At 64.7% G+C, this 23,670-nt stretch carries 23 protein-coding genes and 1 pseudogene; 15 read left to right on the forward strand and 9 right to left on the reverse strand.

All coding sequences use genetic code 11. The features are described 5' to 3' along the window. Positions 1 to 663: 663 nt before the first annotated feature. The gene (locus tag ACIA8C_RS37615) at positions 664 to 1,683 is read left to right on the forward strand and encodes an alpha/beta hydrolase (protein ID WP_397143269.1); all 1,020 of its coding nucleotides are present in this window, start codon (positions 664 to 666) and stop codon (positions 1,681 to 1,683) included. A gap of 72 nt (positions 1,684 to 1,755) precedes the next feature. Here the strand turns inward: ACIA8C_RS37615 and ACIA8C_RS37620 are convergent, their stop codons facing one another. Continuing rightward, complete coding sequence (locus ACIA8C_RS37620; protein WP_397143271.1) at positions 1,756 to 2,838, reverse strand: FAD-dependent monooxygenase; 1,083 nt, start codon at positions 2,836 to 2,838, stop codon at positions 1,756 to 1,758. 84 nt (positions 2,839 to 2,922) lie between these two features. On the opposite strand from ACIA8C_RS37620, the gene ACIA8C_RS37625 reads away from it, so the two are divergent. Together ACIA8C_RS37625 and ACIA8C_RS37630 are read left to right on the forward strand one after the other, a co-directional pair. Next, on the forward strand, positions 2,923 to 3,402 hold the full coding sequence (locus ACIA8C_RS37625) for a TetR/AcrR family transcriptional regulator (protein ID WP_397143273.1): 480 nt from the start codon (positions 2,923 to 2,925) through the stop codon (positions 3,400 to 3,402). Positions 3,403 to 3,549: 147 nt separating this feature from the next. Further along, a complete protein-coding gene (locus tag ACIA8C_RS37630) occupies positions 3,550 to 4,266 on the forward strand; it encodes a spermidine synthase (protein ID WP_397143275.1) in 717 nt (238 codons plus the stop codon). A gap of 6 nt (positions 4,267 to 4,272) precedes the next feature. Here the strand turns inward: ACIA8C_RS37630 and ACIA8C_RS37635 are convergent, their stop codons facing one another. Together ACIA8C_RS37635 and ACIA8C_RS37640 are read right to left on the reverse strand one after the other, a co-directional pair. Continuing rightward, positions 4,273 to 7,113: an RND family transporter gene (locus tag ACIA8C_RS37635; RefSeq protein WP_397143513.1), complete on the reverse strand. Its 2,841-nt coding sequence runs from the start codon at positions 7,111 to 7,113 to the stop codon at positions 4,273 to 4,275. A gap of 50 nt (positions 7,114 to 7,163) precedes the next feature. After that, on the reverse strand, positions 7,164 to 7,577 hold the full coding sequence (locus ACIA8C_RS37640) for an MmpS family transport accessory protein (RefSeq protein WP_397143277.1): 414 nt from the start codon (positions 7,575 to 7,577) through the stop codon (positions 7,164 to 7,166). A gap of 292 nt (positions 7,578 to 7,869) precedes the next feature. On the opposite strand from ACIA8C_RS37640, the gene ACIA8C_RS37645 reads away from it, so the two are divergent. The 5 genes from ACIA8C_RS37645 (at position 7,870) to ACIA8C_RS37665 (ending at position 12,408) form a co-directional block, all read left to right on the forward strand. Beyond that, the gene (locus ACIA8C_RS37645; protein ID WP_397143279.1) at positions 7,870 to 8,247 is read left to right on the forward strand and encodes a type II toxin-antitoxin system RelE/ParE family toxin; all 378 of its coding nucleotides are present in this window, start codon (positions 7,870 to 7,872) and stop codon (positions 8,245 to 8,247) included. After that, positions 8,247 to 8,573 carry a helix-turn-helix domain-containing protein gene (locus ACIA8C_RS37650; protein ID WP_397143281.1) on the forward strand — a complete coding sequence of 109 codons (327 nt, stop codon included), beginning with the start codon at positions 8,247 to 8,249 and terminating at the stop codon, positions 8,571 to 8,573. The genes ACIA8C_RS37645 and ACIA8C_RS37650 overlap by 1 nt, the downstream gene beginning before the upstream one ends. 167 nt (positions 8,574 to 8,740) lie before the next feature. Continuing rightward, positions 8,741 to 10,777, forward strand: a complete 2,037-nt coding sequence (locus tag ACIA8C_RS37655) for a M3 family metallopeptidase (RefSeq protein ID WP_397143283.1) — start codon at positions 8,741 to 8,743, stop codon at positions 10,775 to 10,777. Further along, positions 10,777 to 11,643 (forward strand): alpha/beta fold hydrolase, encoded by an 867-nt coding sequence (locus ACIA8C_RS37660; RefSeq protein WP_397143285.1) that lies wholly within the window; start codon positions 10,777 to 10,779, stop codon positions 11,641 to 11,643. Before ACIA8C_RS37655 ends, ACIA8C_RS37660 begins: the two co-directional genes overlap by 1 nt. A gap of 99 nt (positions 11,644 to 11,742) precedes the next feature. Beyond that, positions 11,743 to 12,408, forward strand: coding sequence for a serine protease (locus tag ACIA8C_RS37665; protein ID WP_397143287.1), 666 nt, complete (start codon positions 11,743 to 11,745; stop codon positions 12,406 to 12,408). A gap of 3 nt (positions 12,409 to 12,411) precedes the next feature. Here ACIA8C_RS37665 and ACIA8C_RS37670 read toward each other — a convergent pair whose 3' ends face one another. Next, positions 12,412 to 13,353 carry a TerD family protein gene (locus tag ACIA8C_RS37670; protein WP_397143289.1) on the reverse strand — a complete coding sequence of 314 codons (942 nt, stop codon included), beginning with the start codon at positions 13,351 to 13,353 and terminating at the stop codon, positions 12,412 to 12,414. 651 nt (positions 13,354 to 14,004) lie between these two features. On the opposite strand from ACIA8C_RS37670, the gene ACIA8C_RS37675 reads away from it, so the two are divergent. The 4 genes and pseudogenes from ACIA8C_RS37675 to ACIA8C_RS37690 all read left to right on the forward strand — a co-directional run bounded on the left by ACIA8C_RS37675 (position 14,005) and on the right by ACIA8C_RS37690 (position 16,439). After that, positions 14,005 to 15,252 (forward strand): serine hydrolase domain-containing protein, encoded by a 1,248-nt coding sequence (locus tag ACIA8C_RS37675; protein WP_397143291.1) that lies wholly within the window; start codon positions 14,005 to 14,007, stop codon positions 15,250 to 15,252. An 82-nt stretch (positions 15,253 to 15,334) separates the two neighbouring features. Further along, positions 15,335 to 15,532 carry a DUF1918 domain-containing protein gene (locus tag ACIA8C_RS37680; protein ID WP_397143293.1) on the forward strand — a complete coding sequence of 66 codons (198 nt, stop codon included), beginning with the start codon at positions 15,335 to 15,337 and terminating at the stop codon, positions 15,530 to 15,532. 55 nt (positions 15,533 to 15,587) lie between these two features. After that, a pseudogene (locus tag ACIA8C_RS37685) lies at positions 15,588 to 15,890 on the forward strand (isochorismatase family protein); the annotation flags it as partial. Between the two features lie 75 nt (positions 15,891 to 15,965). Continuing rightward, positions 15,966 to 16,439, forward strand: coding sequence for an NUDIX hydrolase (locus ACIA8C_RS37690; RefSeq protein WP_397143295.1), 474 nt, complete (start codon positions 15,966 to 15,968; stop codon positions 16,437 to 16,439). Positions 16,440 to 16,498: 59 nt separating this feature from the next. Here the strand turns inward: ACIA8C_RS37690 and ACIA8C_RS37695 are convergent, their stop codons facing one another. Next, complete coding sequence (locus ACIA8C_RS37695) at positions 16,499 to 17,788, reverse strand: calcium-binding protein (RefSeq protein WP_397143296.1); 1,290 nt, start codon at positions 17,786 to 17,788, stop codon at positions 16,499 to 16,501. 204 nt (positions 17,789 to 17,992) lie between these two features. After that, complete coding sequence (locus tag ACIA8C_RS37700) at positions 17,993 to 18,172, reverse strand: RNA polymerase sigma factor region1.1 domain-containing protein (protein ID WP_150403419.1); 180 nt, start codon at positions 18,170 to 18,172, stop codon at positions 17,993 to 17,995. A 326-nt stretch (positions 18,173 to 18,498) separates the two neighbouring features. Here ACIA8C_RS37700 and ACIA8C_RS37705 point away from each other — a divergent pair, with 326 nt between their 5' ends. Beyond that, positions 18,499 to 19,725: an exo-alpha-sialidase gene (locus tag ACIA8C_RS37705; RefSeq protein WP_397143298.1), complete on the forward strand. Its 1,227-nt coding sequence runs from the start codon at positions 18,499 to 18,501 to the stop codon at positions 19,723 to 19,725. Positions 19,726 to 19,729: 4 nt separating this feature from the next. On the opposite strand, the gene ACIA8C_RS37710 is transcribed toward ACIA8C_RS37705, so the two are convergent. Together ACIA8C_RS37710 and ACIA8C_RS37715 are read right to left on the reverse strand one after the other, a co-directional pair. Next, positions 19,730 to 20,632: a G1 family glutamic endopeptidase gene (locus tag ACIA8C_RS37710; protein ID WP_397143300.1), complete on the reverse strand. Its 903-nt coding sequence runs from the start codon at positions 20,630 to 20,632 to the stop codon at positions 19,730 to 19,732. A 315-nt stretch (positions 20,633 to 20,947) separates the two neighbouring features. Then, entirely contained in the window at positions 20,948 to 21,220 is a 273-nt protein-coding gene (locus ACIA8C_RS37715; RefSeq protein WP_397143302.1) for a hypothetical protein, read from the reverse strand. Between ACIA8C_RS37715 and ACIA8C_RS37720 the strand changes: the two genes are divergently transcribed. Together ACIA8C_RS37720 and ACIA8C_RS37725 are read left to right on the forward strand one after the other, a co-directional pair. Continuing rightward, entirely contained in the window at positions 21,213 to 21,476 is a 264-nt protein-coding gene (locus ACIA8C_RS37720) for a transglycosylase SLT domain-containing protein (protein WP_397143304.1), read from the forward strand. The genes ACIA8C_RS37715 and ACIA8C_RS37720 overlap by 8 nt on opposite strands. Positions 21,477 to 21,579: 103 nt before the next feature. Next, positions 21,580 to 22,050, forward strand: a complete 471-nt coding sequence (locus tag ACIA8C_RS37725) for a hypothetical protein (RefSeq protein ID WP_397143306.1) — start codon at positions 21,580 to 21,582, stop codon at positions 22,048 to 22,050. A gap of 15 nt (positions 22,051 to 22,065) precedes the next feature. Here the strand turns inward: ACIA8C_RS37725 and ACIA8C_RS37730 are convergent, their stop codons facing one another. Next, positions 22,066 to 23,670 carry a carboxylesterase/lipase family protein gene (locus tag ACIA8C_RS37730; protein WP_397143308.1) on the reverse strand — a complete coding sequence of 535 codons (1,605 nt, stop codon included), beginning with the start codon at positions 23,668 to 23,670 and terminating at the stop codon, positions 22,066 to 22,068.

Genomic DNA, 23,670 nt, shown 5'->3' on the forward strand with positions numbered 1-23,670 from the left:
TACCGAGCTTTCCAATTGAAAATAGCCAATCAATAGCTCTTTCCTGGAATAGTAATCAGAATAGTTCACATTCCGCATCGAAAGGGCGCCTAAGCGCCACCCGGCTTCGGCGCGTCATGACTTGGTGTATTCACCGTTGCCAGCTGACCCGAGCTTCGGCACCGCCGGGTCCTAACGTATTGGCCCAGACCGAGTTCCCGTTGGCACCGGACGGACTGACATGCGCGATCGGTCCCAGATCGGGTTAACGACTGGAGTCTTATTCGCAAACAGCTACCGGCAAGTCACATTGCTTACAATTTGCCACACCTCAGTTTACCGACATACCCCGTGACTCAACGCACATATACCCTTTGGATATAATTAGGAATCTATGATGATTTGATTATGCGGATCGATCCGATGGATACTGCACTCCCCTAAACACCGTCAGAACCCTTCACACCGCTCTGCGTACGCTCGTCGAGACCATCCGCTCACCACGAGCCATCTCGATCGGGCCACCACCGAGACCCTCGACGCCCGGCCGGTCCGACGTGGGTACAGTCACTGAACGGCGCTGTTGTGTAACAGATTCGCCTCGCCGGAAGACGGAGTGCGTGGGGATTGGGGCGGCCCGCGCCGGTCGAAGCCGATAGGGAGTACTAGATAGATGCATGTTCGATGAAGATTTCCGCACTACGCAGCACCGCAGCCTTGCGAACCACCGTTCTCGCGCTCGCCGCCACGCTCTCGGTCAGCCTGCTCGGCGGAACCGCCTCGGCTGAGCCGCAGAAGCCGTCGGCCGTCTCCTCCATCACCAAGGATGGGCGCACCTGGCACCTCAAGGTCTATTCCGCCGCGATGGGCACCGACGTCGCGGTCGACGTGCAGCGTCCGGCCGACGAGTCCAAGCCCGCGCCGAACCTCTACATGCTCAACGGTCTCGACGGCGGTGAAGGCACCGCCAGCTGGCAGGCACAGACCAAGGCGCTGGAGTGGTTGTCCGACAAGTCGGTCAACGTCATCCAGCCGATCGGCGGCCGCGGCAGCTACTACACCGACTGGCTCGAGCCCGACCCGGCACTCGGCGTCAACAAGTGGAAGACCTTCTTCACCGAGGAACTGCCGCCGCTGCTGGACAAGACGCTGCGGTCCACCGGCCTCAACGCGTTGACCGGTCTGTCGACGTCAGGCACCTCGGTGTTGCAACTGGCCGAGGCCAAGCCCGGCTTGTTCAAGACCGTCGCCGCCTACAGCGGCTGCGCGCAGATCGCCGACCCGGCGGGTAAGCAGTTCGTCAAACTCGCCACCGAGACCTGGGCGGGTGGCAACACCGAGAACATGTACGGTCCGGACAACAGCCCGCTGTGGGCCGAGAACGACCCGGTGATCAACGCGGAGAAGCTGCGCGGCACGCTGCTCTACGTCTCCAGCGGCAGCGGCATCCCGATGCTGGACGACGTCAAGTACTACCTCGGCAGCTCGCCCGGCCCCTCCGGCGCGGTCAACCTCAGCCTCGGCGTGATCATCGAGGCCGCCGTCAACGGCTGCACGAACAACCTCAAGAACCGGCTGGACTCGCTGAAGATCCCGGCGACCTACCAGTTCAACCCCGTCGGCACCCACTACTGGCCGTATTGGGAAGAGGCACTGCACAATTCCTGGCCGCTGCTCGCTCAGGGCATGGAACTGCCGCACTGATGACCGCACGGGAGGAGTCCATCGGCCTCCTCCCGTAGTGCTACCGCGATGATCCGGACGACCGGCTGAAACTTATTGCTTGTCAACGCCTTCGGCCGATACCTGGCCGCCGAACAGCGCGGCGGCCGCACGGCCGTTGCGCTGATTCTCGGCGACATATGGACGCAGTTCCGTCTCGTACGCGGTGAACGCGCTCAGATAGTCGCCGTCCGCGTCAGCCAGTGCCCTGGCCAGCGTCTTGGCCCCGATCAATGCCTGCGAGGTGCCCGCACCACTGGTCGGCGCCGCGCAGTATCCGGCGTCGCCGAGCAGTGCGAACCGGCCGCGTGACCAACGGTCGAGGCTGACCTGGCAGGACGAGCTGAAGTAGAAATCGTCGGCAGCGGTCATCGCCTCGAGTAGATGCGTTGTCTGCCAACCATTTCCGGCGAATGCCGCACGCACCGCGCGCTCCTGCTCCGCCCGATCGCGCCGATCCAAGGCGGGCGAGTCGGTGGCGAAGGAGAGGCTGACGGTCAGCTGGTCGCGGTCGGCGGCACTGAAGAGGTAGATCGCCGTGCTCCCCGCGGACTGCAACAGTCCGGAATGGTCGAGGCCGAGGTGGTTGCCGGTGGTGAATCCGGCACCGGAAAGCCCTAGGTGACTGACCATCTCGTCATGCGGGCCGAAAACCAGCTGCCGGACCTTCGAGTACACGCCGTCCGCGCCGAACACCAGGTCGAACTCGCGAGCAGGCCCGTGCTCGAACTCCACCGCGACGCCGGACTCGTGCTCGGTCAGCGCGGAGATCGAGTCGCCGAATACGTATTCGACACTGGCCGCGGTGATTTCGTGCAGGATCCGGGTCAGCGCTCGCTTCGGCACTTCGAGTTCACCGGCGAACGCTTCGGCGGGGAGTTGACCGATCTCGGTACCTGCCTCGTCCAGCAGCGCGGTGCCGCGCATCTCCGTCTCGTGCTCGCGGATCGCGGCGAGAATGCCCATCTCCGCCAGGACGTCCAACGCGGCGCCGCGGAAGTCGACGGCATATCCGCTGTCCCGAGGAACCGGCGCGCGCTCGACCACGGTCACCTCGTATCCATCGCGGTGCAGGAAGTAGGCAAGGGCGGGTCCGGCCACGCTCGCCCCGGAGATCAGGACCTTCGACTTCGTCATGAGTCGACGGTAGCGAGCTTTTGCCCATTTGGTCAATCCATATGGATAAACCATTTGGTCAAGTCATTCGGTATGCTGTGGCCCATGGGCAACCGAGAGGACCTGCTGGCCGGGGCGAAAGCGTGCTTGATCGAACGCGGCTGGGCGCGCACCACCGTCCGCGACATCGCCGCCGCGGCCGGCGTAAGCCATGCCGCGATCGGCTACCACTTCGGCTCCAGAGACGCACTACTCACTCAGGCCCTGGTACAAGCGGTGGACGAGCTCAGTGACGAACTCGCCCAGGTTCCCGCCGACGAGCCGGAGCAACGCTGGCAAGCACTGATCGACAGCTTCACCACCCATCGCGCACTGTGGGTAGCCCAGCTCGAGGCGATGGTGCAGGCCGAACGATCCCCCGAGGTGCGCGACCACCTCGCCAAGGGACAGCGCGAGGGACGCGAGGGAATGGGCGGCTCGGTCCCACTGGCCCTACTCACCGGCCTGATGATGCAATGGCTACTAGACCCCGAACACGCCCCGTCCGGCGCCGACGTAACCACCGAACTAAGCGCATTGAGCTGAACGCATCCGAAATGCGTTGCTGGACACGTGATCACGAGGAACTGGTGTCACCGACCACTCAGCCGATGCCAACACCAGTTCCCCGCGATCAGTCGACCAACTGGCGCACCGGCATAGCGGCACCGTATGGCGCCTATTGTCACTGCGATGAGCGCACACTTCGAGGAACTGGGCTGGCAGCAGACGGCGATGGGGGAGATCAGTTTGCGGCGGCGGTTCGAGCCGACGGCGCGCGTCGACGTTTATGAGGTGAAGCTCGGTGATGAGTACCTCATGTCGAGTCTGTTCACCGTTGCGGAGCGTGAGCTCGCGCGGTTGGGGTTGGCGCGGACCGGGGGCGCGGATTTGGACGTGATCGTCGGGGGTTTGGGATTGGGCTACACCGCGCACGAAGCGTTGCAGGACAAGCGGGTTCGCAATCTCACTGTTGTCGAATACTCGGACGCGGTCATCGATTGGCACAACCGCGACTTGCTGCCCGACACCGCAGGATTGGCCGCGGACAGCCGAATCACCCTGATACGCACCGACTTCTTCGCCGCGGCGGCGAGCACGGCCGGGTTCGACCCGGAAAGTCCGGGCCGAACCTACGACGCGATCCTGCTCGATATCGATCACTCACCGCGCCACGTACTGCACCAACCGCACACCGCGTTCTACACCGAAGACGGCCTGCGGGCGTTGTCCGCTCATCTCGCCCCACACGGCACCTTCGCCCTGTGGTCCGACGACGCCCCGGACGATCAGTTCCTGTCGACCCTCGAATCTGTCTTCACCGACGTCGAAGCCGAGCAGGTGCCGTTCGACAACCCGCTGACCCGAGGCCTGTCGACCAACACGATCTACCTCGCCACTAGGCGCTGACCGTAATCAACCGCGGCTGCGCAGAATATTGATCGGCCACCAGAACCAGCGACCGGACAGCGCCGCGATGGCAGGCACCACGAACGATCGAACTATGAGCGTGTCGAGAAACAGTCCGATGCCGACGGTGGTGCCGATTTGGGCGATGTTGTGCGCATAACTCACCAGCATCGCGAACATCGTCACGCCGAACACGAGCCCCGCGGTGGTAACTACCCCACCGGTATTGACCATCGAACGGATGATTCCAGTATTGATCCCGGCCACCAACTCCTCTTTGAACCGGCTCACCAACAGCATGTTGTAGTCCGCGCCAACCGCGACCAGGAAGATGAACGACACCGGCGCCACCGACCAGTGCAGCGGGTTGCCGATAATGTGTTGCCAGATAAGGACAGTCAGCCCAAGGGCGGACAGATACGACAGCGCGACGGTGCTGATCACCGCGACGGCCGCGACGAGGCTGCGCAGCAGAATCAGCACCACACAGAACACGAACGCGAACGCGGCCACCACACTGGTGATGAAGTCCTCCCGCGCGAACGCCTCGATATTGAGCAGCGTGCCGCCGGGACCACCGACGCTGACCGTGCTTCCGGCCAGCGACGTGCCTTTCATCGCCTGCAACGACGCCGGAATGATCTTGGCGCTGAGATCCATTGCGTCCCTGCTGAAGCCCTCCATCTGCGGCGTCACTATCATCCGCGTCACCTTGCCGTCCGGCGAAAAGAAGAACGGCAGCGCGCTTTTGAACAGCGGACTGTCGAAGGCTTGGCTCGGCAAGAAGAAGAATCCGTTGGGATCGCCCGCGGTGAAGCCCTTACCGACTTCGTCGAGGAACTGGGTTATCTCCGAGATCTGCGGGAGCAAGATATTCAACGTACCCCGCAGCGGCGCGATGACGCTGTTCACCTGCGTGATGAAACTCCGCAGGCTCGCGATTTGGGCACCGAGCTGCGGAAGTGCTTGCGAGGCAGCACGAACGCCGCTGACGAGGCCGTCGACGGTGTTGTCGAGCTGCCCGACATCGTCGAACAACGAGAATCCGGTGAGCGCGGCCTGGCAGGCACGGACGTCTTGGCAGTTCGGGATCGAACTCACGAATTGTTTTGCGGGCCCGGCGGTATCGCGCAGCGAGTTCAGTTTCTCCACTACACCACCAACAGCCGACTGCAACGCGACGGCACTACCGTTCACCTGAGCGAACCCCTGCTCCCCCGTATCCAGCGCGGCCTGCACGCCGTTGACCGTGAGATTCAACTGATCGATCTGCCCGGCGAGGCCGGTCAGGTCGTCCAGGCGCGGGGTGAGCATGCTCTTCAACTGGGTGAAGCGATTGCCGATGTAGCCCGCCTGATTGGTCAGCGTGCCCTCTTCGAGCGGCGTGCTCAGCGGACGCGTAATACCCTGCACCGCACTGACTCCGGGGACTTGCAACACCGCGTTGGTCAGTTTCGCGAGCGCGATCAGGTCCGCTGGATTGCGCAGATCGTGATCGGATTCGACGAGAAACATGCTCGGCGACATGATGTTCGGCGGCAAATGGCGGTCGGCCGCTGCGATACCCAGGTTGGCGGGTGAGTCGCTCGGCTGAGCAATGCGCTCGTTGAAACTCGGCCGGAAGGTCGGCAACACGAGTATCGCCAGCACGAGCACCACCAGACTGGCGACAAGTACCGGCCCGGGCCAGCGGACCACGGCGGTCGCGATCCGCCGCCACCGACGCTGCGACGACTGCGCACGCGGCTCCAGAAAACCGAGGCGGCTGCCGAGCGCCAGCAACGCCGGACCCAACGTCAATGCCGCTGCGAGAGTGACGCTTACGGCGATCGTGCACGGCAAGCCGGAGGTGCTGAAAATCGCGAGCCTGGTGATGGACATGCAGGCGGTCGCGCCTGCGACGGTCAAGCCCGAAGCCACGATGATGTGCAGAACACCGTGCAGCGCTGTGTAATACGCCGTTTCCGGATCCTCGCCAGCGCGCCGCGCCTCTTGATAGCGACCGAGCAGGAAGATGCCGTAATTCGTCCCCGCACCGAGCACGATCACCGCCAGCAACGCGGAGGCGAAGATCGAGACGCCGATCACCTGATGCTCGCCCAGGTAGGCCACCACTGGGCGAGCCACCGCCAGTCCCATCCCGACGGTCAGCAGCGGCATCGCCACCGTGATCGGCGAGCGATAGACGCAGAGCAGAACCACGCCGACCAGCCCGGCACACACCAGAATGAGCAGCAGCATCGAATCATTGATCGCGACGAGTTCATCGTTGACAACCGCGGACGGGCCCGTCAGGTGCACCGTGATTCCGGGCGGCGGTGGGGTGTCGGCGATGATATCCCTGGCCGCCTGGGTGGATTCCATGGCCAGCGCCGTGCCCATATTCCCGGCCAGGTTGAGCAGCACATACGACACTTTGCCGTCGGAACTCTCGCTCGCCGGGGCGAAGGTCGGATTGGACCATAGATCCATCGCGGAATTGACGTGCGTTTTGTCCTTGCTCAGCCGATCGAGCAGCGTCGTGTAATAGCGATGCGCGTCGTTGCCGAGCGGCGCGTCCCCTTCGAGCAGTACGTAGACGAAATTGTTCGTCCCCGCCCCGCCGAACGAGTTGCCCATCTTGACGATCGCCTGCACCGAGGAGGCCTCGTCCGGCAGAAAAGACTTGGCATGCCCGTTGACCACTGTCTCTAGTTGGGGGACAAAAAGATTGAGCCCACCGGCGACTAATAACCACACCGCGATGATCGGCAGCGAGAACAGGTAGAGCAGCCGAGCCAGCAACGGTCGACCGGGTCGGCGGCGGGCAAGCGTCCGGTCGAACGGCACCGCGAGTTCGGCGCGCATCCGGACGAGCACCTCGCGCGCGCGGATCAAAACGCGCCTCATTCGCTCGTTCATGACACCGGCACCGTGCAGTTGACCGCGGCGAACCGTCCGTTCGATACCTGCGCAGCACGGGGCTGCCCATCGATGACTATCCGGCACGAGACCTGGTCGGCCTCCGATTGCGCGACCACCCCCGTCGACAGCGTCAGCCGGTGGGTGCGCAGCGAGGTCCGCCACGGCAGGTCGGTCGAGACGTCCTTGACATTGCCTTGATCATCCAGATACGACAGCCGCACCGGCATGCCGCTCGGACCGTCGATCTCGTAATCGACGACCTTCTCACTCGGCCGCCCCAGCACCGGTGGCGCACTCGAATGCCCGATCGCCAAGTCCGGAATCTCGCTCAGTCGCAACCGGGCAATAAATATCGCGGTCACGGCTAGAACCAGGAATACAACGCCGTACACCCAGGCACTTTTCATGACGTTCTCCGCTATCTGTTCGAGCCTCATGTCCTTTTCGCCAGCACATCGGCAGCCAACTCGACAAGTCACGGATCTCTGCCGTCAGCAGTATTGCCGTGACGCACGGTAACAGACACAATTACATATAAGCAATATGGCATAAGCCATACCCCCAATAGCGCTTCAACCAGGCCGTTCGATCTGAATCCACGCATCCCCCGCACCCGCGCCTGCTCGGCGAGCAGGCTGTCCCGGTTCACCGCGCGGCACGTCGAGCCGGCATGTCGCCGACGACATATAGACTGCTGGGGTGAATCCGCTGTACTCGATCGAGATCGAGCCAGAAGTGCGGGACTGGTTGGAGTTGCTGCCTGCTAAGCACTTCCTCAAAGTTGACGAATATGTCGGCCTGCTCGCTGAGCGCGCGACGACGCTGGGCGAACCATTCTCACGCCACCTAGGCGAAGGTGTGCGTGAGCTACGACCGACACTCGATGGCGCCGCGACCCGGATCACCTACTGGTTCCGGTCCGATCGGACCATCGTGTTACTCACGACATTCCGCAAGACCAAAGACCGGGAGGACGCTGAAGTGAAGCGCGCCATCCAAGCACGAATGGTGTGCGAGGCTGAGCATGGTCTCGCCCACGACGAGTTCGTACGCGTGATCGAAAAGGGAGAGCTGTGATGACGCACAGTCGATGGACGAGGCGAAATGATCGCGAGGCTGGCGAATCCGAGGCGGTCACCGAGGCTCGGCAGGGGATTCGGCTGGCCATGGCGTTGGCCGAAGCCGTTTATCTTCGCCGCACCGAGCTCGGGTTGACCCAGGCCGAACTTGCCGCGCGTGCGGGGCTCACGCAGGCGAAAATCTCTCGGATCGAGGGGTCTGACGCGGTCCCCACCCTTCCGTTGCTCGCGAAACTCGCACGAGCTCTGGATGCTTCGCTGAACATCGCGATCGATGAGGATGATGCGCAGGTCAGTTTCACGCCGCACACCAACGCGGCGTAGCCGGCGCTTCGCCGGTTGAGCTGAGGTGAGACTGCCGCGGAGTGCGGCACTGCCGGATGACGTTGTAGACGCGAAACGTGTTGGAACCGTGAGCGTCCCAGCGACTACGGCCGGGCAATGCGCATATCCACCGGCGATCGAACGGTGATCCGGCATAGGGTTCAGGCATGACGAGCAACCCGTTCTTCGAGCGCAGCGCGCTGCCCTACCAGTTGCCCCCGTTCGCTGAGATCCGCGAGGAGCACTACGTGCCCGCGTTCGAGCGCGGCATGGCGGAGCAGCTTGCCGAGGTCGCCGCGATCACGGCCGGGGACGACGAGCCGACGGTCGCCAACACCGTCGAGGCACTCGAACGTTCGGGCGCCTTGCTGACCAGGGTGTCCAATGTCTTCTTCAACATCTCGTCGTCGGATTCCAGCACGGGCACCGACGCGATCGAGGCGGAGATGTCCCCGAGGTTGGCCGCGCACCGGGACGCCATCCACCTCGATCCCGCGCTCTTCGCCAGGATCGAATCGCTCCATCAACGCCGTACCGAGCTGGGCCTGAACGCCGAGGACCGGCGGCTGGTCGAGCAGTATCACCTCCGATTCGTCCGCGCCGGTGCCGGACTGGATGCCAAGGGCCAAGCCCGGTTACGCGAGCTCAACACCGAGATTGCCGCCGCAACAACCGAGTTCGGGCAAAACAACGTGGCCGCCAGAAACGCCGCGACGGTGATCCTTGACAACGCGGACGAACTGGCCGGACTCAGCCCCGCGGCGGTGACCGCCGCGGCCGAGAACGCCCGATCGGCCGGCCGCGAGCATGCCTGGGCGCTGAGTCTGCAGAACGTCTCCAACCAGCCCGTTCTCGCCTCGCTGGCCGACCGCGACGTGCGCCACCGAGTGATGACGGCCTCGCTGAACCGCGGCCTGACCGAAGACCATGACAACGGCACCCTCGCCGTCCGCATCGCCACCCTGCGCGCCGAGCGTGCCGCACTGCTCGGCTACCCCGACCACGCGGCGTACGCGGTGGCCGATCAGACCGCGCGGACCCCCGAGGCGGTCGAAGAGATGCTCGGGCGTCTCGTCCCGCCCGCGGTCGCCAACGCGGAACGTGAAGCGGCCGAATTGGCTTCGACGATGCAGGGCGACGACGAACTCCGCTCCTGGGACTGGCAATTCTGGTCCCAGCGGGTGCGCGCCGAGCGGTTCTCGGTGGACGCCGACGCACTGCGCCCGTATTTCGAACTCGAGCGGGTGCTGCGCGACGGCGTCTTCTTCGCCGCTGAACTGGTCTACGGCATCACGTTTCGCGAGCGCGACGACCTGGTCGGCTACCACTCGGAGGTCCGGGTCTTCGAGGTATTCGACGCCGACGGAAGCGCACTCGGCCTGTTCCTCGGCGACTTCTTCGCCCGGCCGTCGAAGCACGGCGGCGCCTGGATGAACGAGCTGGTCAGCCAGTCCCGACTGCTGGACGCCCGGCCGGTGGTGGTGAACAACCTCAATATCGTGAAGCCGCCGACCGGCGAACCGGCTCTGCTCACCTGGGATAACGTCAGGACCCTCTTCCACGAGTTCGGGCACGCGCTGCACGGGCTGTTCTCCGATGTGCGGTACCCGTTCTTCTCGGGAACCGAGGTGCCCCGCGACTTCGTCGAGTTCCCCTCGCAGGTGAACGAGATGTGGATGTCGCACCCGGAGGTGCTGGCGAACTACGCGAGGCATATCGACACCGGCGAGCAGATGCCCGCCGACCTGGTCGAACGCATGGCGGCGGCCGAACGGTTCGGCGAGGGCTTCCGGACCGTCGAGTACCTCGGCGCCGCGCTGTTGGATTGGGCGTGGCATCGCGTACCCGGAACCGAGGCGCTGGCCGGGGCGGACGCCGAGACGTTCGAGGAGGAGGCGCTGCGCAAGGCAGGCCTCGCGATCGAGGCGATCCCGCCGCGGTACCGGACCGGCTACTTCGCGCATATCTTCGCGGGCGACTACGCCGCGGGGTACTACTCCTACATCTGGAGCGAGGTGCTGGACGCGGACACGGTGGATTGGTTCGACGACGGTGCCGCGTCGATCCGGGATAAGGGCACGGCGTTTCGGCGCGAACTGCTCTCGCGCGGTGGGTCGGTGGACCCGCTGGCCGCCTTCGCGGCTTTCCGCGGCCGGGAGCCCGAGATCGAGCCGCTGCTGACCAGGCGCGGACTGATCAGCTGATGCCGGTGCGGGAGTGGCGCGACGGTGGGCGTCAACTGCGCGCGCGGGCGGGCTCGGTGTTCGCCCGCTCCGCGCCCGGTGACGGACCGACCGTCGTGCTGCTGCACGGCTATCCGTCCAGCTCGTACGACTTCCGCGAGGTCGTCGGACGGCTCGGCGGCCGGGCTTGGCTCGCCATCGACTTCCTCGGGTTCGGGCTGTCGGAGAAGCCGCGACCGCACCACTACAGCCTGTTCGAGCAGGCCGACATCGTCGAGGAGGTGGTCGCTGCCACCGTGGCAGGCCCGGTCGTGCTGCTGGCGCACGACATGGGCACCTCCGTCGCCACCGAGCTGCTCGCCAGGGACATCGACGGTGCACTGACCTGCGCCCTCGACCGCGCGGTGCTGAGCAATGGCAGTGTGATCCTGGAGAAGGCGTCGCTGCGGCCGATCCAGAAGATTCTGCGCGGCCCGCTCGGACCGGTGGCGGCGCGGCTGGCGAACCGGCCGGTCTTCACTCGCGAGTTCGCGCAACTGTTTTCGGCAGCACACCCGCTGACCAAGAGCGAGGCCGAGGCCCAGTGGGAGCTGCTGTCGCGCGCAGGCGGCCACCGGATCGCGCACCTGCTCACCGCCTACCTCACGGAGCGGGTGATGCACGCCGATCGCTGGCACGGCGCGGTCCGCGACTGGCACAAGCCGCTCGGCTTGCTGTGGGGCACTGCGGATCCGGTGGCCACCGTGGCCGTCCTGGACGGACTGCGCGCGTTGCGTCCCGCGGCTACAGTGGTCGAACTCGCTGGCCTCGGGCACTATCCGCAGCTGGAGGACCCCGAAGCCTTCGCGGCCGGCGCGCGGTTGCTGCTCGGTATCGATAATTCGTAGGCGAATTCTATTGCGGCGTAGCCTGTTTGGAAACGCTCAACTCGGGAATCTCGCGAAAGACCCGGCCAGCCGGTGCCGGGAGATCGATCCAGAGGAGTCATGCTCGTGTCACGAACCGCACTCGTCTTCGCCGCCGCTTCCGCCGCCGCCCTACTCGGGACCGCCACCGCCGCAGCCCAAACGGAGCGCACCCCACCCTCGGTCGGCGGCGGTTCCGGCATCTTGGTCAACTCGCACGTCGGGTGCACCCTGACCACCATCGGCCGGGATAGCGCGCAGCGGCTGGTCGGTTTGACCGCGGGGCACTGCGGCGAGCCGGGCGCGACCGTCGTGGTGGAGGGCGACCCCGACGGTGCGACGGTGGGACGGTTCGCCTATTCCGATCACACCCTGGACTACGCGGTCATCGAATTCGATTCGGCGCGGGTGACTCCGGTGAACCAGGTCGGCGGCACCACCATCACCGGCCTCGGCGGGCCAGCCCTGTTCCCGAATGTGGTGTGCAAACGCGGCAGCACCAGCGGGACGAGCTGCGGCGTGGTGTGGGGCGATGTGCGCGCCACCGCCACCGAGACCTGGACCCAAATGTGTGTGATGAAGGGTGATTCCGGCGCGCCGGTAGTGGTCGGCAGCACGCTGGTCGGCATGGTGAACGCCTATCTCGGCGTCGGCTGCTTCGGGCCGGAGGTCGGCACCAACATCACCTCCATCATGAACGACCTGAACGCCCGCGGCGAGATCGGCGCTGGGTACCAACCGCTTTGAGGCCTACGGCAGGAATCGCGCCAGCTGCGGAACCGCCTCGGCGACGTGATGCGCGTAGATTCCTTCCCCGATCCCGACGAAGTACCAACACTGCGGTGTGCGAACGAGTTTGCCCATCGCCAGGCCGGTGTGCGGTCCGCCGCTCAGCACGTAGCGGGTGATCTCGGCACCGGACGTGGTGTCGACGAGACGGAAGTACGCGTTCTCGATCTGCGCGAAACTCTGTTCCGAGTATGAGGTTACGAGGAAGATCACCGACGTCACCTCCGGCGCCATATGCGCAAGGTCGACGGTGATCACCTCGTTGTCGCCTGCGCCGTCGCCCGTGGGGCTGTCGCCGCTGTGCGCGATCGATCCGTCGCGCGAGACCAGCTGCTCGTGGTAAACCGCGTCGAACAGCACCTCGCCCGCGAAAAGTAAAGCCGCCGAGTTCAAGTCGATCCTGCTGCCCGGGGTGACCGTGCCGTCGACATCCACGAACAGGCTTTGATCGGACGGATCCCAGCCCAAGGAGACCGCGACGTGCTCGGGCAGTGTGCCATCGGGATTTTGCAACGGAAAGGACAACCGTGTCCCCTTTCGCAGGGGCGAGCACGGTATCCAGCTACCGCAACGCCGACTATCTCGAAACTTGCCCGGGCTCAGCCGCGGTCGGCTAACGATAGCTCCCGCCGCGCCTGCTCGCCCTTGAGTGGCTCGTCGCCGTTGACGATGCCGGGGACATCCTTCCGACCGCCGCTGCTTCGGACTCGGCCGACATACCTGCCGGCCAGTCCAAAACAGCCCGGTATCGGTCGCATACCCCGCATATATCGGCTTCAATCGCCGACTGTCGACAGGATTTACCACCGCCGCGCTTCCCACGACCGGCATGGACGTGATCGGCGCGAGTCCGACTCCGGCGCTTTGCGTTCCGGCGCTGTCCGACGGACGTCTCCCATGCATTTCGCGGCACACCTGCACGACTGGGTCATCCACTGGCCTGCGCGCACCCGCCCGTCAGGCCGATACCCGGCAGGTGCCACGCGGGGAGAGCCGAACTGCGGAACGGGAACTGCGCCCAAACAGTCTCTATGTCGGTTTTCGCCAGATCCGTGGCGCATGCGCAGCCGTGGTGGGAGAGTGGTATTGGTAGCCAAGGCAATTCGCTACAGATTCATCATCGAACTCCAGCTTCCGACAACCGCGTTTGTGGTTGTCGAGTGTCGGTCACGACTCAGCGGGAGGTGATCGATTGTGACCGCACAACCAACAACTCCGCTCGGCGTCAACGAGTTCCAGGTGGCGTTCGCTACCTGACGAATTCGGCTCCGGGAAGCGTGTAGGACACTTATTCTCACGAGCCGTGAGACTGCGCGGTCTGTGGTAGCCGATACTGGACCGAGTTCTCGCTATCGCAACGAATTGGTATGCACGGCTGGCGATCCCGTTCACTGCCAATAGTCTGCGGTTCTTGGTCGCAGGAAACCCAGCCACATCTGGTCGAGTCCGCCACCGCACCGGTCATCGGCTCAGAATCCTCCACATTCGAAGGGAGATCCAATGTATGGCTCGACGCCCGTTCCCCCTGTTCCCACCCCTGCCCCCTGCATGAAGGTGACCAATGAGAACTGGCAGAAATCGGTAGGAAGCTGGTCATTCCAAAACGTGGATCAAGTCCTCAGAACGGTGCCGATTCGGCGGATCCACGGCGATAATGAAGTGGCGCCGCTGAATCCGAGTTCGGTCGACCCTGCCGAGATCCTCGAGCTCGAGGTGCAGCTGTACGACAACAACAACCTCTACACGGTTCAGGACATCATCGATGCCACGGATACCGACGGCTGGATCGTGCTGCACAACAACGAGGTGGTCGTCGAGAAGTACCCCGGGATGTCGAAGACTACGAAACACCTGCTGATGTCGGTGACCAAGACGCTGACCGCGACCATCGCCGGGGCCTTGGTGGACGAGACGATCAACGGAAAAAAGACGCTCGATCCCAGTTGGGAGGTGACCAGGTACGTGAAGGATCTGGTGGGTTCCGGCTACGACGGCGCCACCGTCCGGCACGTGCTCGATATGGTGAGCGATATCAAATTTTCCGAGGATTACCTCGACCCCAAGTCCGAAGTACGCAGGATGGAGGCCGCAGCCGAATGGGGGCCGCCCAGTAGCCCACCGGAAACGCTCGAGCAGTTTCTCTACAGCCTGACAGCGCAGGGCGGCAAGCATGGCGACCGCTTCGAATACCGCAGCTGCGAAACCGCCGTGCTCGGCTTGGTTTGCGAAGCTGCTTACCAACAGCGCCACAATGTACGCAAGTCGTTCGCGGAGCTGACTTCAGACCTGCTCTGGTCAAAGCTGGGGGCCGAGCACGATGCCTACATCACCGTCGACAGGGAAGGCACCGCGGCGTACGACGGCGGCATCTGCGCCACTCTTCGTGACCTGGCCCGGTTCGGGGCAATGATCTGCCGGGGTGGTAAGCCGATCCATAACGATAACCTGCAAGTGGTATCGCAGGGCTGGGTGAGAGACATCTTCGAAGAGGGCTCCGTGGATGCATTCGAGGACGGCCCCAACTACGCCGAGCTGGACATGTGTGGTGGCAAGTTCCGCAGCATGTTCTGGTCCCCTACGGGCAATCGTGACGTGGTGATCTGCATCGGCGTCCACGGCCAGCTCGTTTACATCAATCGGGCCACCAATACGGTCGGCGCGAAGTTCTCCAGCTGGGCGCGGCCGGTGGAAGACTGGCACGGCAGATGGAAAGGCTTCTCCGCGGTGTCGATGTTCGAAGCGATCAACGCCTATCTGGTTCCGGCAACTCCGCGGACTCCCGCCGGGATGGCTAGCCGTTGAGCGGTCACAACCAGCGCGGGTCACTTTCCAATAATCCGGCTACCAGTCCGAGCAGTGTTTCATCGACAGACAGGAGCGGCTGATGTACGCAACGATAGGCGACCAGATATTCCTCCGTGACTCATCTTCTGCTAGCCCGCGTGACCGGTCAGGCGAGATCATCGAAGTTCGTGGCCCTGACGGGCAACCGCCGTATCTGGTGCGATTCGCTGACGGTCGCGAATCCCTCGTCGACCCTGGCCCGGACACGATCGTCGAACCGCCCGGATCAGCGGAGTAGTTGACCACGAGACGATCGGCACGGCCGGAAATTGGAGCGGGGTCAATCTTTCGCGCCGATCGACGAGGTGTTCTTCAAGGGCGCCTACTCCGCCGCCTACTCGGGGTTCGAGGGCGCCGCCACCGACGGCACGACCCTCGCGGACTGGCTGCGTGCCAAAGGAATCGACACTGTCGACGTCTGTGGCATCGCCACCGACCACTGCGTTCGCGCAACCGCAATGGACGCCCGTACCGCCGGGTTCGGCACCCGGGTGCTACTGGATCTTTCCGCCGGTGTCTCTCCCGTCAGCATCGATCGGGCGCTGGGTGAACTCCGCGATGCGGGCGTGGAGATCGCCGAAACACAGGAGAGCTGACCAACCGCGCACCAAGCCATCTGACCGCGGGCTACACCGCACGCACCAACTGACGCACGGAATACTGTCGTACCCATGGCAACTCCCGACTTCATCCGAACCATCCGGGCCGACGCGGGCAGACAGCTGCTGTGGCTGCCTGGCGTCAGCGCGGTGGTCTTCGATGACGACGGCCGACTGCTGCTCGGCCGTCGCGCCGACAGCGGTAACTGGGCGATCCTCGCCGGGATGCCGGACCCCGGCGAGCAACCCGCGGCCTGCGCGGTGCGCGAGGTGTACGAGGAGACCGCCGTTCGCTGTGTCGCCGAACGCATCGTGCTCGTCCGGTCCATGCTGCCGCACACCTACCCGAACGGCGACATTTGCCAGTTCATGGACATCACCTTCCGGTGCCGGGCCGTCGGCGGCACGGCGCGGGTCAACGACGACGAATCGCTGGAGGTCGCCTGGTTCGACATCGCCGCGCTGCCGGAGTTGCCCGAGCATGCGCTACTGCGTATCAAGCACGCGCTGTCCGATGAGCCGGCCTGGTTCGAACCCGCACCGTGACGGACTGGACCTTGCCCAGTTCCGCACTGGCACAGGCCCGTTCGACTGTGCAGCCCATGTTAAGGCTGTTCGCACGCCGTGACGGAACCTCTCGACCCCTGACCTTTGATGGTGCAGGTGTTCTTGCCCGCGCTGCCGTCGACGAGGTTGTTGTTCACGTCGATGGTGATGGTGTCGTCGTCGTTGCCGCCGAAGATGCTGCCGTTGTTGGCGATTGCGGTGATGGTGTCCTTGCCGGTGCCGATGTTCGGGTCGGCGCCGCTGGCGAAATCGCTGCCGTCGCCGAGGACGACGGAGTCGGTGGTGCCGACGGTGCCGACGTCGATCTTGTCGTCGCCGTTGCCGCCGATCAGGGTGGCGGCGCGGGAGTTTCCGTCCTTGTTGAGTGAGGTCGCCGAGAGCACGTCGTTGCCGTCACCGCCGAACACGCTGGCGCCGAGGTACATGTCACCGGCCTTGATGGTGTCGTTGCCGTCGTCGCCCCACAGCGCGGCGCCCGAGCCGCCGAGGGTGCCGCCGGTGATCGTGTCGTCGCCGGGTCCGCCGTGTATCCAGCCACCGGTCATCTCGTCCACGGTGATGGTGTCGCTGCCCGCGTCGGGGATGGGCGCGAAGGCATCGCCGTAGATGTCGGCCGCGCCGACGGTTCGATGGATCGCGATGGTGTCCTTGCCCGCGCCGCCGAACACGGCATCGGGTGCGTCCGGCGCGGTGGCGCTTGGCGGCCGCTCGCCGAGACTGACGGTGTCGATGGTGATGGAGTCGTCGCCCTCGTCGCCGGATACCCGGCCACCATGGGCACCGGCGGTGGTCTCCGGCTTGGCGGGGTCCGGCTGGTAGAAGTAGCCGACGCTGCCGACCTTGATCACGTCGTTGCCCGCACCACCCACGACCGCGCCATGGCGCCCGACATTGCCGCCAGGGCCCTTCGGGATGGCCGCGTCGCAGGCGGCGGGACGGTCTTGCCCGCCGACCGTGATCTCGTCGTCTCCAGGACCGCCGTCGAGGACGCCACCGTTCACATCGTTGGCGCCGATCCCCTCCGCCGGGCACATGAACCGGCCGACATTGCGCGCCGAGATCTTGTCCTTGCCCGCGCCACCCAGCACGACCGCCCCCTCGAGCACATCGCCCTCGATCACGATCGTGTCGTCGCCATCCCCCGCGTCGAGGACCACCCCGGCAGGGAGATTGTCGGTACAGGTAATGGTGTCGTTGCCCGGCGTCACCGCCCCGGTACACCCTGCGGGCAAACCCTCAGCCCGCACCGGGCCCGCCGCCAACAACAGCCCCGCCAGCAATGCGGAAACCCCCGCAATCGAACGTGCACCGCGCGCCCGAATGACCACAATCCATCCCTCCGTCTCACCGAAAACCTGCCCGGCCTACACCACCGCCATTCCGTATTCGTATCTGCGAGGCATCCGGATCGGCGGCACACGTCACGGAAGGATCGAGGGAAGCAGCTCGTCGGGTGCTCGGGGGTGAAATCGAACTTCGGATGGTTCGCGAAGAGGGGCGGGGCGAAACGGTACGACGCTCGGGCCGAGCTGTTAGTCCACCGGATCCGTCTCGTAGACGGGGATCCCCCTGGCGTCCAGCATCTGGATGATGCCGACGAACTGATCGCGATCTCCGACGGCCTCCGGAACGTATTCGTTGATCTCGGCGTGGGTGATGTACTTCTGCTCGTGACCGAGGGTGATCAGTTCCTTGATTCCAGCATGGGGCATACGGTGATCTCCAGGTCTCGGGTAGCCGTACTGCTGTCGGCTCAGGGACGCCAACGCTATCAGCGGCGCGCAGGTCATCGCTGAAATATCGACGGACTCTCGAGGTTTCGACGACGGCGTCCCGGCACCGCTACACCGCCGCAACCCGGAGCAATGATTCGGAATCCTCGATAAACACGGCACGCGATTACCCGTTCAGGTCGGCGGGCGCGGGCACGCGCTTCGGTACGATTTCTTCTGATCTCCGCTCGCCCGGTACCGAGAACGCCGAGTTTCCAGCGTGCATTTCTGAGAACCATCGTTGTTCGACTCGAGGGGAGTATCAGTTGCGACGGATCGGTGTGCTGCTCACCGTAATCGGAGTCGGCCTCGGCTGGCCATCGGCCGGCGCCGAGCCGCCGATACCGGCGACAGCGCGCCAGCCGCTGTACCCCGAAAGCAGTTTCTATCCGCGGATGGTTCGCCTCGAGCACAGCGGTACGGCCAACGGCACCATCGTGGCGAGCGTCAATACGTTGCGGCAAACCGGCGCGATCATAGCAAGTACCGACGGCGGCACCACCTTTCGGCAGCGTGGCGGCATTACCGATACCGTGTCCAGGAAGGGCGGCCAGCTGTGCTGTTCGGCGCTGTTCGAACTGCCGACGGCGGTCGGCGATATGCCAGCGGGCACCCTGCTGTGGGCCGACACGATGTTCTCCGACGTGCTCGACGTGGTGCTGCGGCATGTCGAACAACGGCTCTGGGCCAGCCGCGATCAGGGCGCGCACTGGGAATTCGTGTCCAGCATCGCGACATCGAACAGCCTGTTCAGTTTCACCGATTGGGGACCGCTGCTACCGAGTGCGTGGGAGCCGAGCCTATCGATGTCGGCGGACGGGCAACTCGTCGCCTTCTACTCCGACGAGACCGACAGCCACGAGCACAGTCAGAAATTAGTGCAGGTCCGCTCCCCCGACGGCGTGCACTGGGTGAACCAGACCGACACGGTGGTCAGCGACGTCCAATACGTGCGGCCCGGCATGGCCAACGCCATCAGATTGCCGGACGGCAGCTACTTCATGAGCTACGAAATCTGCAATACCGACAAGGTGCATCAGTGTCTGACCTATTTCCGGAGGTCAACGGACGGTTGGAATTACGGCGATCCGCGGTTCCTCGGGACCGTGGTGCGCACCGCCGCCGATGGCGGCTATACCCAGCACGCGCCTTATCCGGCCTGGAGCCCAGGGCCCGGCCCGAACGGCACCATCCTGCTGTCCGGCCAGATGGTGTCGAGCGTGGACGGCACGATGACACCGAGTACCGGCCGGACCCTGTTGGCCAATGACACGATGGGCGAAGGCAATTGGTATGAGATGGCCGCACCGATCGTCATCGACGGCATCACCGACGCACCGTGCAAGAACTACAGTTCGGCGCTCCTGCCCGCGGCCGACGGCAAATCGGTCATCGAAGCCGCGACCGATCTGGACAGCAACGGAGTTTGCCGCGCGTATTACGCGTCGGGCCCACTGACGGGCCCGACCCCGCCGCCCCTCGCGGGCAAGTAGCGGCCTATTTGGCGATGGTGAAGCTGGTGCCGTCCGCGGCGATCGGTCCCGGGTGCAACTCGCCGTTCGTGGCGCCGATCGAGTAACTCACCGGTTTGAAGGACGACAACGGCTTTCCGTCGACCTTCACATTGGTGAACACGACCGGGCTGAACCCGGGCAGCGCACTGTTGAGCTGACCTTCGACAATGACCTCCGCCGTCTGCGCGGGAGCGTCGGAATGCGCGACCGTGGTTCGCGTCCAATTCTGCGTCACGTTCGCGACCGTCATGGTGTAGGCCCGACCGTCGAAGTCGACCGAGGCCTGCATTTTGTCGCCGGGGGCCGACGTCACGTCCGGGTAGATCACCGGGTTCGCCGGATACGCTTCCCACAGCGCCATTCGATACGTCTGCTGCGCACACATCGCGGCACCGGGTGCCGAGCCGGTGCCTGCGGCCGCGCACGTGCCGGCCGCTGCCTGACCCATTTGCGTGTTCACGCCCTCGGCGGCCTTGATCGCGTTGCGGAACCACGCGGGATTATTGGCCACCGTCGCGCTCGCCAAGTTCACGATCGCCAGCCCGGGCAGCGACGCCAATGCGCCCGCGGCGCTCACGCAAATGGCCTCGGAACCGGTTTGCATCAACGGCAATGCCTGCTTTCCGTTGACCAGTGTCCCGTTCAAACCGACCCACGGCACCACGCGCTGAATGACGCCGGTGTCGGAGCATTGCACTTCTGGTTCGATCCACTCCGCGGAAATACTCTTGAAGTTCCCGGTGGCCACATACCCGGCCCAGTTCGTGCCGCGAATGCGCGGCGGACTCGCGTCCGTCTTCGTGCTCGGCGGCGCCGCATTCGGTGCCGTAGTCGGCGTCGGTGTGCCATCCGCGGTTGCCAACGACGGCGAGACCAACACTGCCACGATCGCCCCCACCACCGACGCGGCGAGACGGTTTCGAATTCGCGTCCGACCCGGGGTAGTCATCATGAACAGGGACAATAGCTGAAAAACATTACTGCCGTGCGATGCCGCGCGGCAGCATTTTCGCAGGTAGCGCATCGTTTCGGCGGACGCGGGAAAGAGCTGACCTGCACCGGTTGAAGATCGGCGAACCCGGCGTGTCGCCACGCCTTATCCACATTGTCGTACCCGAGCCGAACCAATGACTATACCCCTATGCGGCAATTCTATTCATTTCGCGGACACTCCGGAGTGGCTACGCGGCTACGCCCGCTACTAGTGATTTGCTGAATTGGCACGACCGGCTTTGAGTTTCAACCTTGGATACGAAAGGACCGAATCAACGATGCGGTACTTCATTCCTACCCTCGCAGCAGCCGTCTGTGCCCTTTTCTTCTGCGCCGCTCCGGTACACGCCGTCGCCACCGACTGCGCGGCACCGGACGCACCGCCGATTTGCGCGACGCCGTCCAGCGCCTGGAAAACCCAGCCGGCCGGTTCGGTTCTTTCGATGCCGCGGGCCGCCGTCAAGGCGCTGGCGATGACCATGGTTCCGCCGCACCATTTCTGGGCATTCGACAACATCATCACGCGCGAGAGTGGCTGGAATGTCTTCGCCGTCAATCCGGAAAGCGGCGCCTACGGACTCGGTCAGGCATTGCCGCCGGAAAAGATGGGCACCCACGGAGCCGACTGGCCGTTCAATCCGGTGACGCAGATCCGCTGGACCTACGACTACATGAACAAGCGCTACGGCAGCCCCATCGGCGCCTGGGAGTTCTGGCAAGTGCATCACTGGTACTGACCCGCAGGAGATCGCGCGCATCGCGGCCGAGGTGGCGGCACTCGAATGACGAAGTCCCCGGATATGCCGTACGCCAGGGACATTCCACTCCTACTCTTGATCCGTGCGCCGGCTTCTCCCCCTCTTGCTGCTATCCCTCACCGCCTGCGGTGCCGAACCGGCCGCGACACCACCGCCGACGACGACAACGGCGGCCCCGTACGTCCGTACTCCGCTGGACTGCAGCAAGCTGACGGTCACTCCGCTGACCGTCGAACCGGGCATCGGCTACATCATCGGCACCCACGCCGAGTGGCTACCCAAGGGCCAGTACATCCGCATCCGGGTGGCGATCACCAACACCGACAGCACTTTTCACACCACTCGCCCCACCGACTACCAGCTCGACGACGCCGCCGACCACCCACACCAAACCAGCGTCGACGCGATGGAAATCAAGCGCCAGCCGAACGAGCTCAACATCGGCGCGGGCAACCGGCTGGAAATGGACCTTTGGTACGACATTCCGGTCGATACGCAGCCAAAGCTGCTCCGCGACAACACCTGCACCACCACCATCCCGCTTCCCGGCTAGTTTTTCGATCGTCGGTTACGGCGCGGGGATGCCGGACCAGAGGTCGCAGTGGTGGTTTCGGGCGGTGTCGGTGGTGGTGATCTTGTCCGGCTCGAGGACGAGCGCCTGGTCGCCGGTGTGGCGGGGCCAGTCGGGCAGGCCGCGGGAGTTCGGGTCACCGGCGCGGACGAAGCTGGACCAGTAGTGGATCATCTTGTCGGACAGGATTTTCTGGGCCTGCGTCGCCGGCGACGAGGAATGCGCGAGGTCGAACAGATAGGGCAGTTCGAAGGCGTGCGACGCACCGTACGGGAACGGTGGTGGCGAGGGTAAGCCGGGCAGGGGTGCCGCGTTCTGGTCGGCGAATTCGTAGGCGTAGACGGGGCCGGTGCGGATGAGGGATTTGGTCGCGTCGGCGATGGGGCAGGCGAAGACGTGGTCGGTCATCACCGCCGACCAGGCCAGCACCGGTTGGGCGTAGGCGCTCAACGGATATTGCCGGGCCACGGCGTCGGCATGGGGCCCGAACATCGTCAGCAGCTTGGGGTATTGCTCGGCGGTGATCGTCTGCGCGGCAGCGAAACTGGTGTACTCGTCGTGGTTCGCGCCGATCAGCACCGGCACCTTGGCGGCCTTGCCCGCCCGGAACGCGGCCAGTGGGGCTTCCGGCAGCAGGGGTTGGCCGAAGACCGGTCCGGGCAGACCGGTGCCGTCCGCGCCGGTGTACTGCAACGGCGTCGCGGCGAGCTTGTCCGCGGGAATGGCGCGCAGGCACTGGGCGGTGGCGGCATCGGTGCCTGGGCAGCCGAGCGTGGTCGCGTACTGCTCGCTCTTGTCGATCGCGGTCGGCAGGTCGACCTGCATTTCGCAGGGCCCGCTTTCCAGAATCGCGCCCTGGAACAGCCGTTCGGACTGGGGCGACACCAGGTGATCGCAGACCGACATCGCGCCCGCCGACTCACCGGCGATGGTGACCTTGGCCGGATCACCGCCGAACGCGGCGATATTGTCATGCACCCATCGCAACGCCGCCTGCTGATCCATCAGCCCGAAATTGCCGACCTGCCCGTCCTCGTGCGCGACCGCCGTATGTCCGAGAAAACCCAGCGCACCCAACCGATAGTTGATCGTGACGACCACCATGTCACCGGTCCGCACCAGTCGCGACGGGTCGTACGCATCGCCGCTACCGAAAACAAAGGCACCACCGTGGATCCACACCAATACCGGCCGCGGCTGTGCGGCAGTACCACTCGGCGTCGACACATTCAGGAACAAGCAGTCCTCGCTGCCCCCGAACCCGCCGGTCGGCAAGGGCTGCGTACATTGCGCACCCGGTTTGGTCGCGTCGCGCTCTTGGGACCAAACGGCCGGGGGCGCAGGCGGTTTCCACCGCGACTCGCCCGTCGGCGGTGCCGCGTAAGGGATCCCGGAGAACGATCGCGTGTCCGCCGAGAGCTTCCCGCGCACCGGACCGGACTGCGTCCCCACCACCACCGAATCGGTCGACGGTCGCTCCTTCTCCGTACCGCACGCGGTAATGCCACCGAACAGCACCGCCGTGGCGGCGACCACCACCGCGATCCGCGATCCGCGCCCTCTCGCACACCACCGGAACTTGTCGGAGCGGAAGGGGTTCAT

The sequence above is a fragment of the Nocardia sp. NPDC051321 genome (assembly GCF_044455225.1).
Lineage (GTDB): Bacteria > Actinomycetota > Actinomycetes > Mycobacteriales > Mycobacteriaceae > Nocardia.

Bases quoted from the DNA above. Each gene is read 5' to 3' on its own strand.
- ACIA8C_RS37615 (WP_397143269.1), top strand. From the start codon at position 664: ATGAAGATTTCCGCACTACGCAGCACCGCAGCCTTGCGAACCACCGTT.
- ACIA8C_RS37620 (WP_397143271.1), bottom strand. From the start codon at position 2,838: ATGACGAAGTCGAAGGTCCTGATCTCCGGGGCGAGCGTGGCCGGACCC.
- ACIA8C_RS37625 (WP_397143273.1), top strand. From the start codon at position 2,923: ATGGGCAACCGAGAGGACCTGCTGGCCGGGGCGAAAGCGTGCTTGATC.
- ACIA8C_RS37630 (WP_397143275.1), top strand. From the start codon at position 3,550: ATGAGCGCACACTTCGAGGAACTGGGCTGGCAGCAGACGGCGATGGGG.
- ACIA8C_RS37635 (WP_397143513.1), bottom strand. From the start codon at position 7,113: ATGCGCGCCGAACTCGCGGTGCCGTTCGACCGGACGCTTGCCCGCCGC.
- ACIA8C_RS37640 (WP_397143277.1), bottom strand. From the start codon at position 7,577: ATGAAAAGTGCCTGGGTGTACGGCGTTGTATTCCTGGTTCTAGCCGTG.
- ACIA8C_RS37650 (WP_397143281.1), top strand. From the start codon at position 8,247: ATGACGCACAGTCGATGGACGAGGCGAAATGATCGCGAGGCTGGCGAA.
- ACIA8C_RS37655 (WP_397143283.1), top strand. From the start codon at position 8,741: ATGACGAGCAACCCGTTCTTCGAGCGCAGCGCGCTGCCCTACCAGTTG.
- ACIA8C_RS37660 (WP_397143285.1), top strand. From the start codon at position 10,777: ATGCCGGTGCGGGAGTGGCGCGACGGTGGGCGTCAACTGCGCGCGCGG.
- ACIA8C_RS37665 (WP_397143287.1), top strand. From the start codon at position 11,743: ATGCTCGTGTCACGAACCGCACTCGTCTTCGCCGCCGCTTCCGCCGCC.
- ACIA8C_RS37670 (WP_397143289.1), bottom strand. From the start codon at position 13,353: ATGCATGGGAGACGTCCGTCGGACAGCGCCGGAACGCAAAGCGCCGGA.
- ACIA8C_RS37680 (WP_397143293.1), top strand. From the start codon at position 15,335: ATGTACGCAACGATAGGCGACCAGATATTCCTCCGTGACTCATCTTCT.
- ACIA8C_RS37690 (WP_397143295.1), top strand. From the start codon at position 15,966: ATGGCAACTCCCGACTTCATCCGAACCATCCGGGCCGACGCGGGCAGA.
- ACIA8C_RS37700 (WP_150403419.1), bottom strand. From the start codon at position 18,172: ATGCCCCATGCTGGAATCAAGGAACTGATCACCCTCGGTCACGAGCAG.
- ACIA8C_RS37720 (WP_397143304.1), top strand. From the start codon at position 21,213: ATGACCATGGTTCCGCCGCACCATTTCTGGGCATTCGACAACATCATC.
- ACIA8C_RS37715 (WP_397143302.1), bottom strand. From the start codon at position 21,220: ATGGTCATCGCCAGCGCCTTGACGGCGGCCCGCGGCATCGAAAGAACC.
- ACIA8C_RS37730 (WP_397143308.1), bottom strand. From the start codon at position 23,670: ATGAACCCCTTCCGCTCCGACAAGTTCCGGTGGTGTGCGAGAGGGCGC.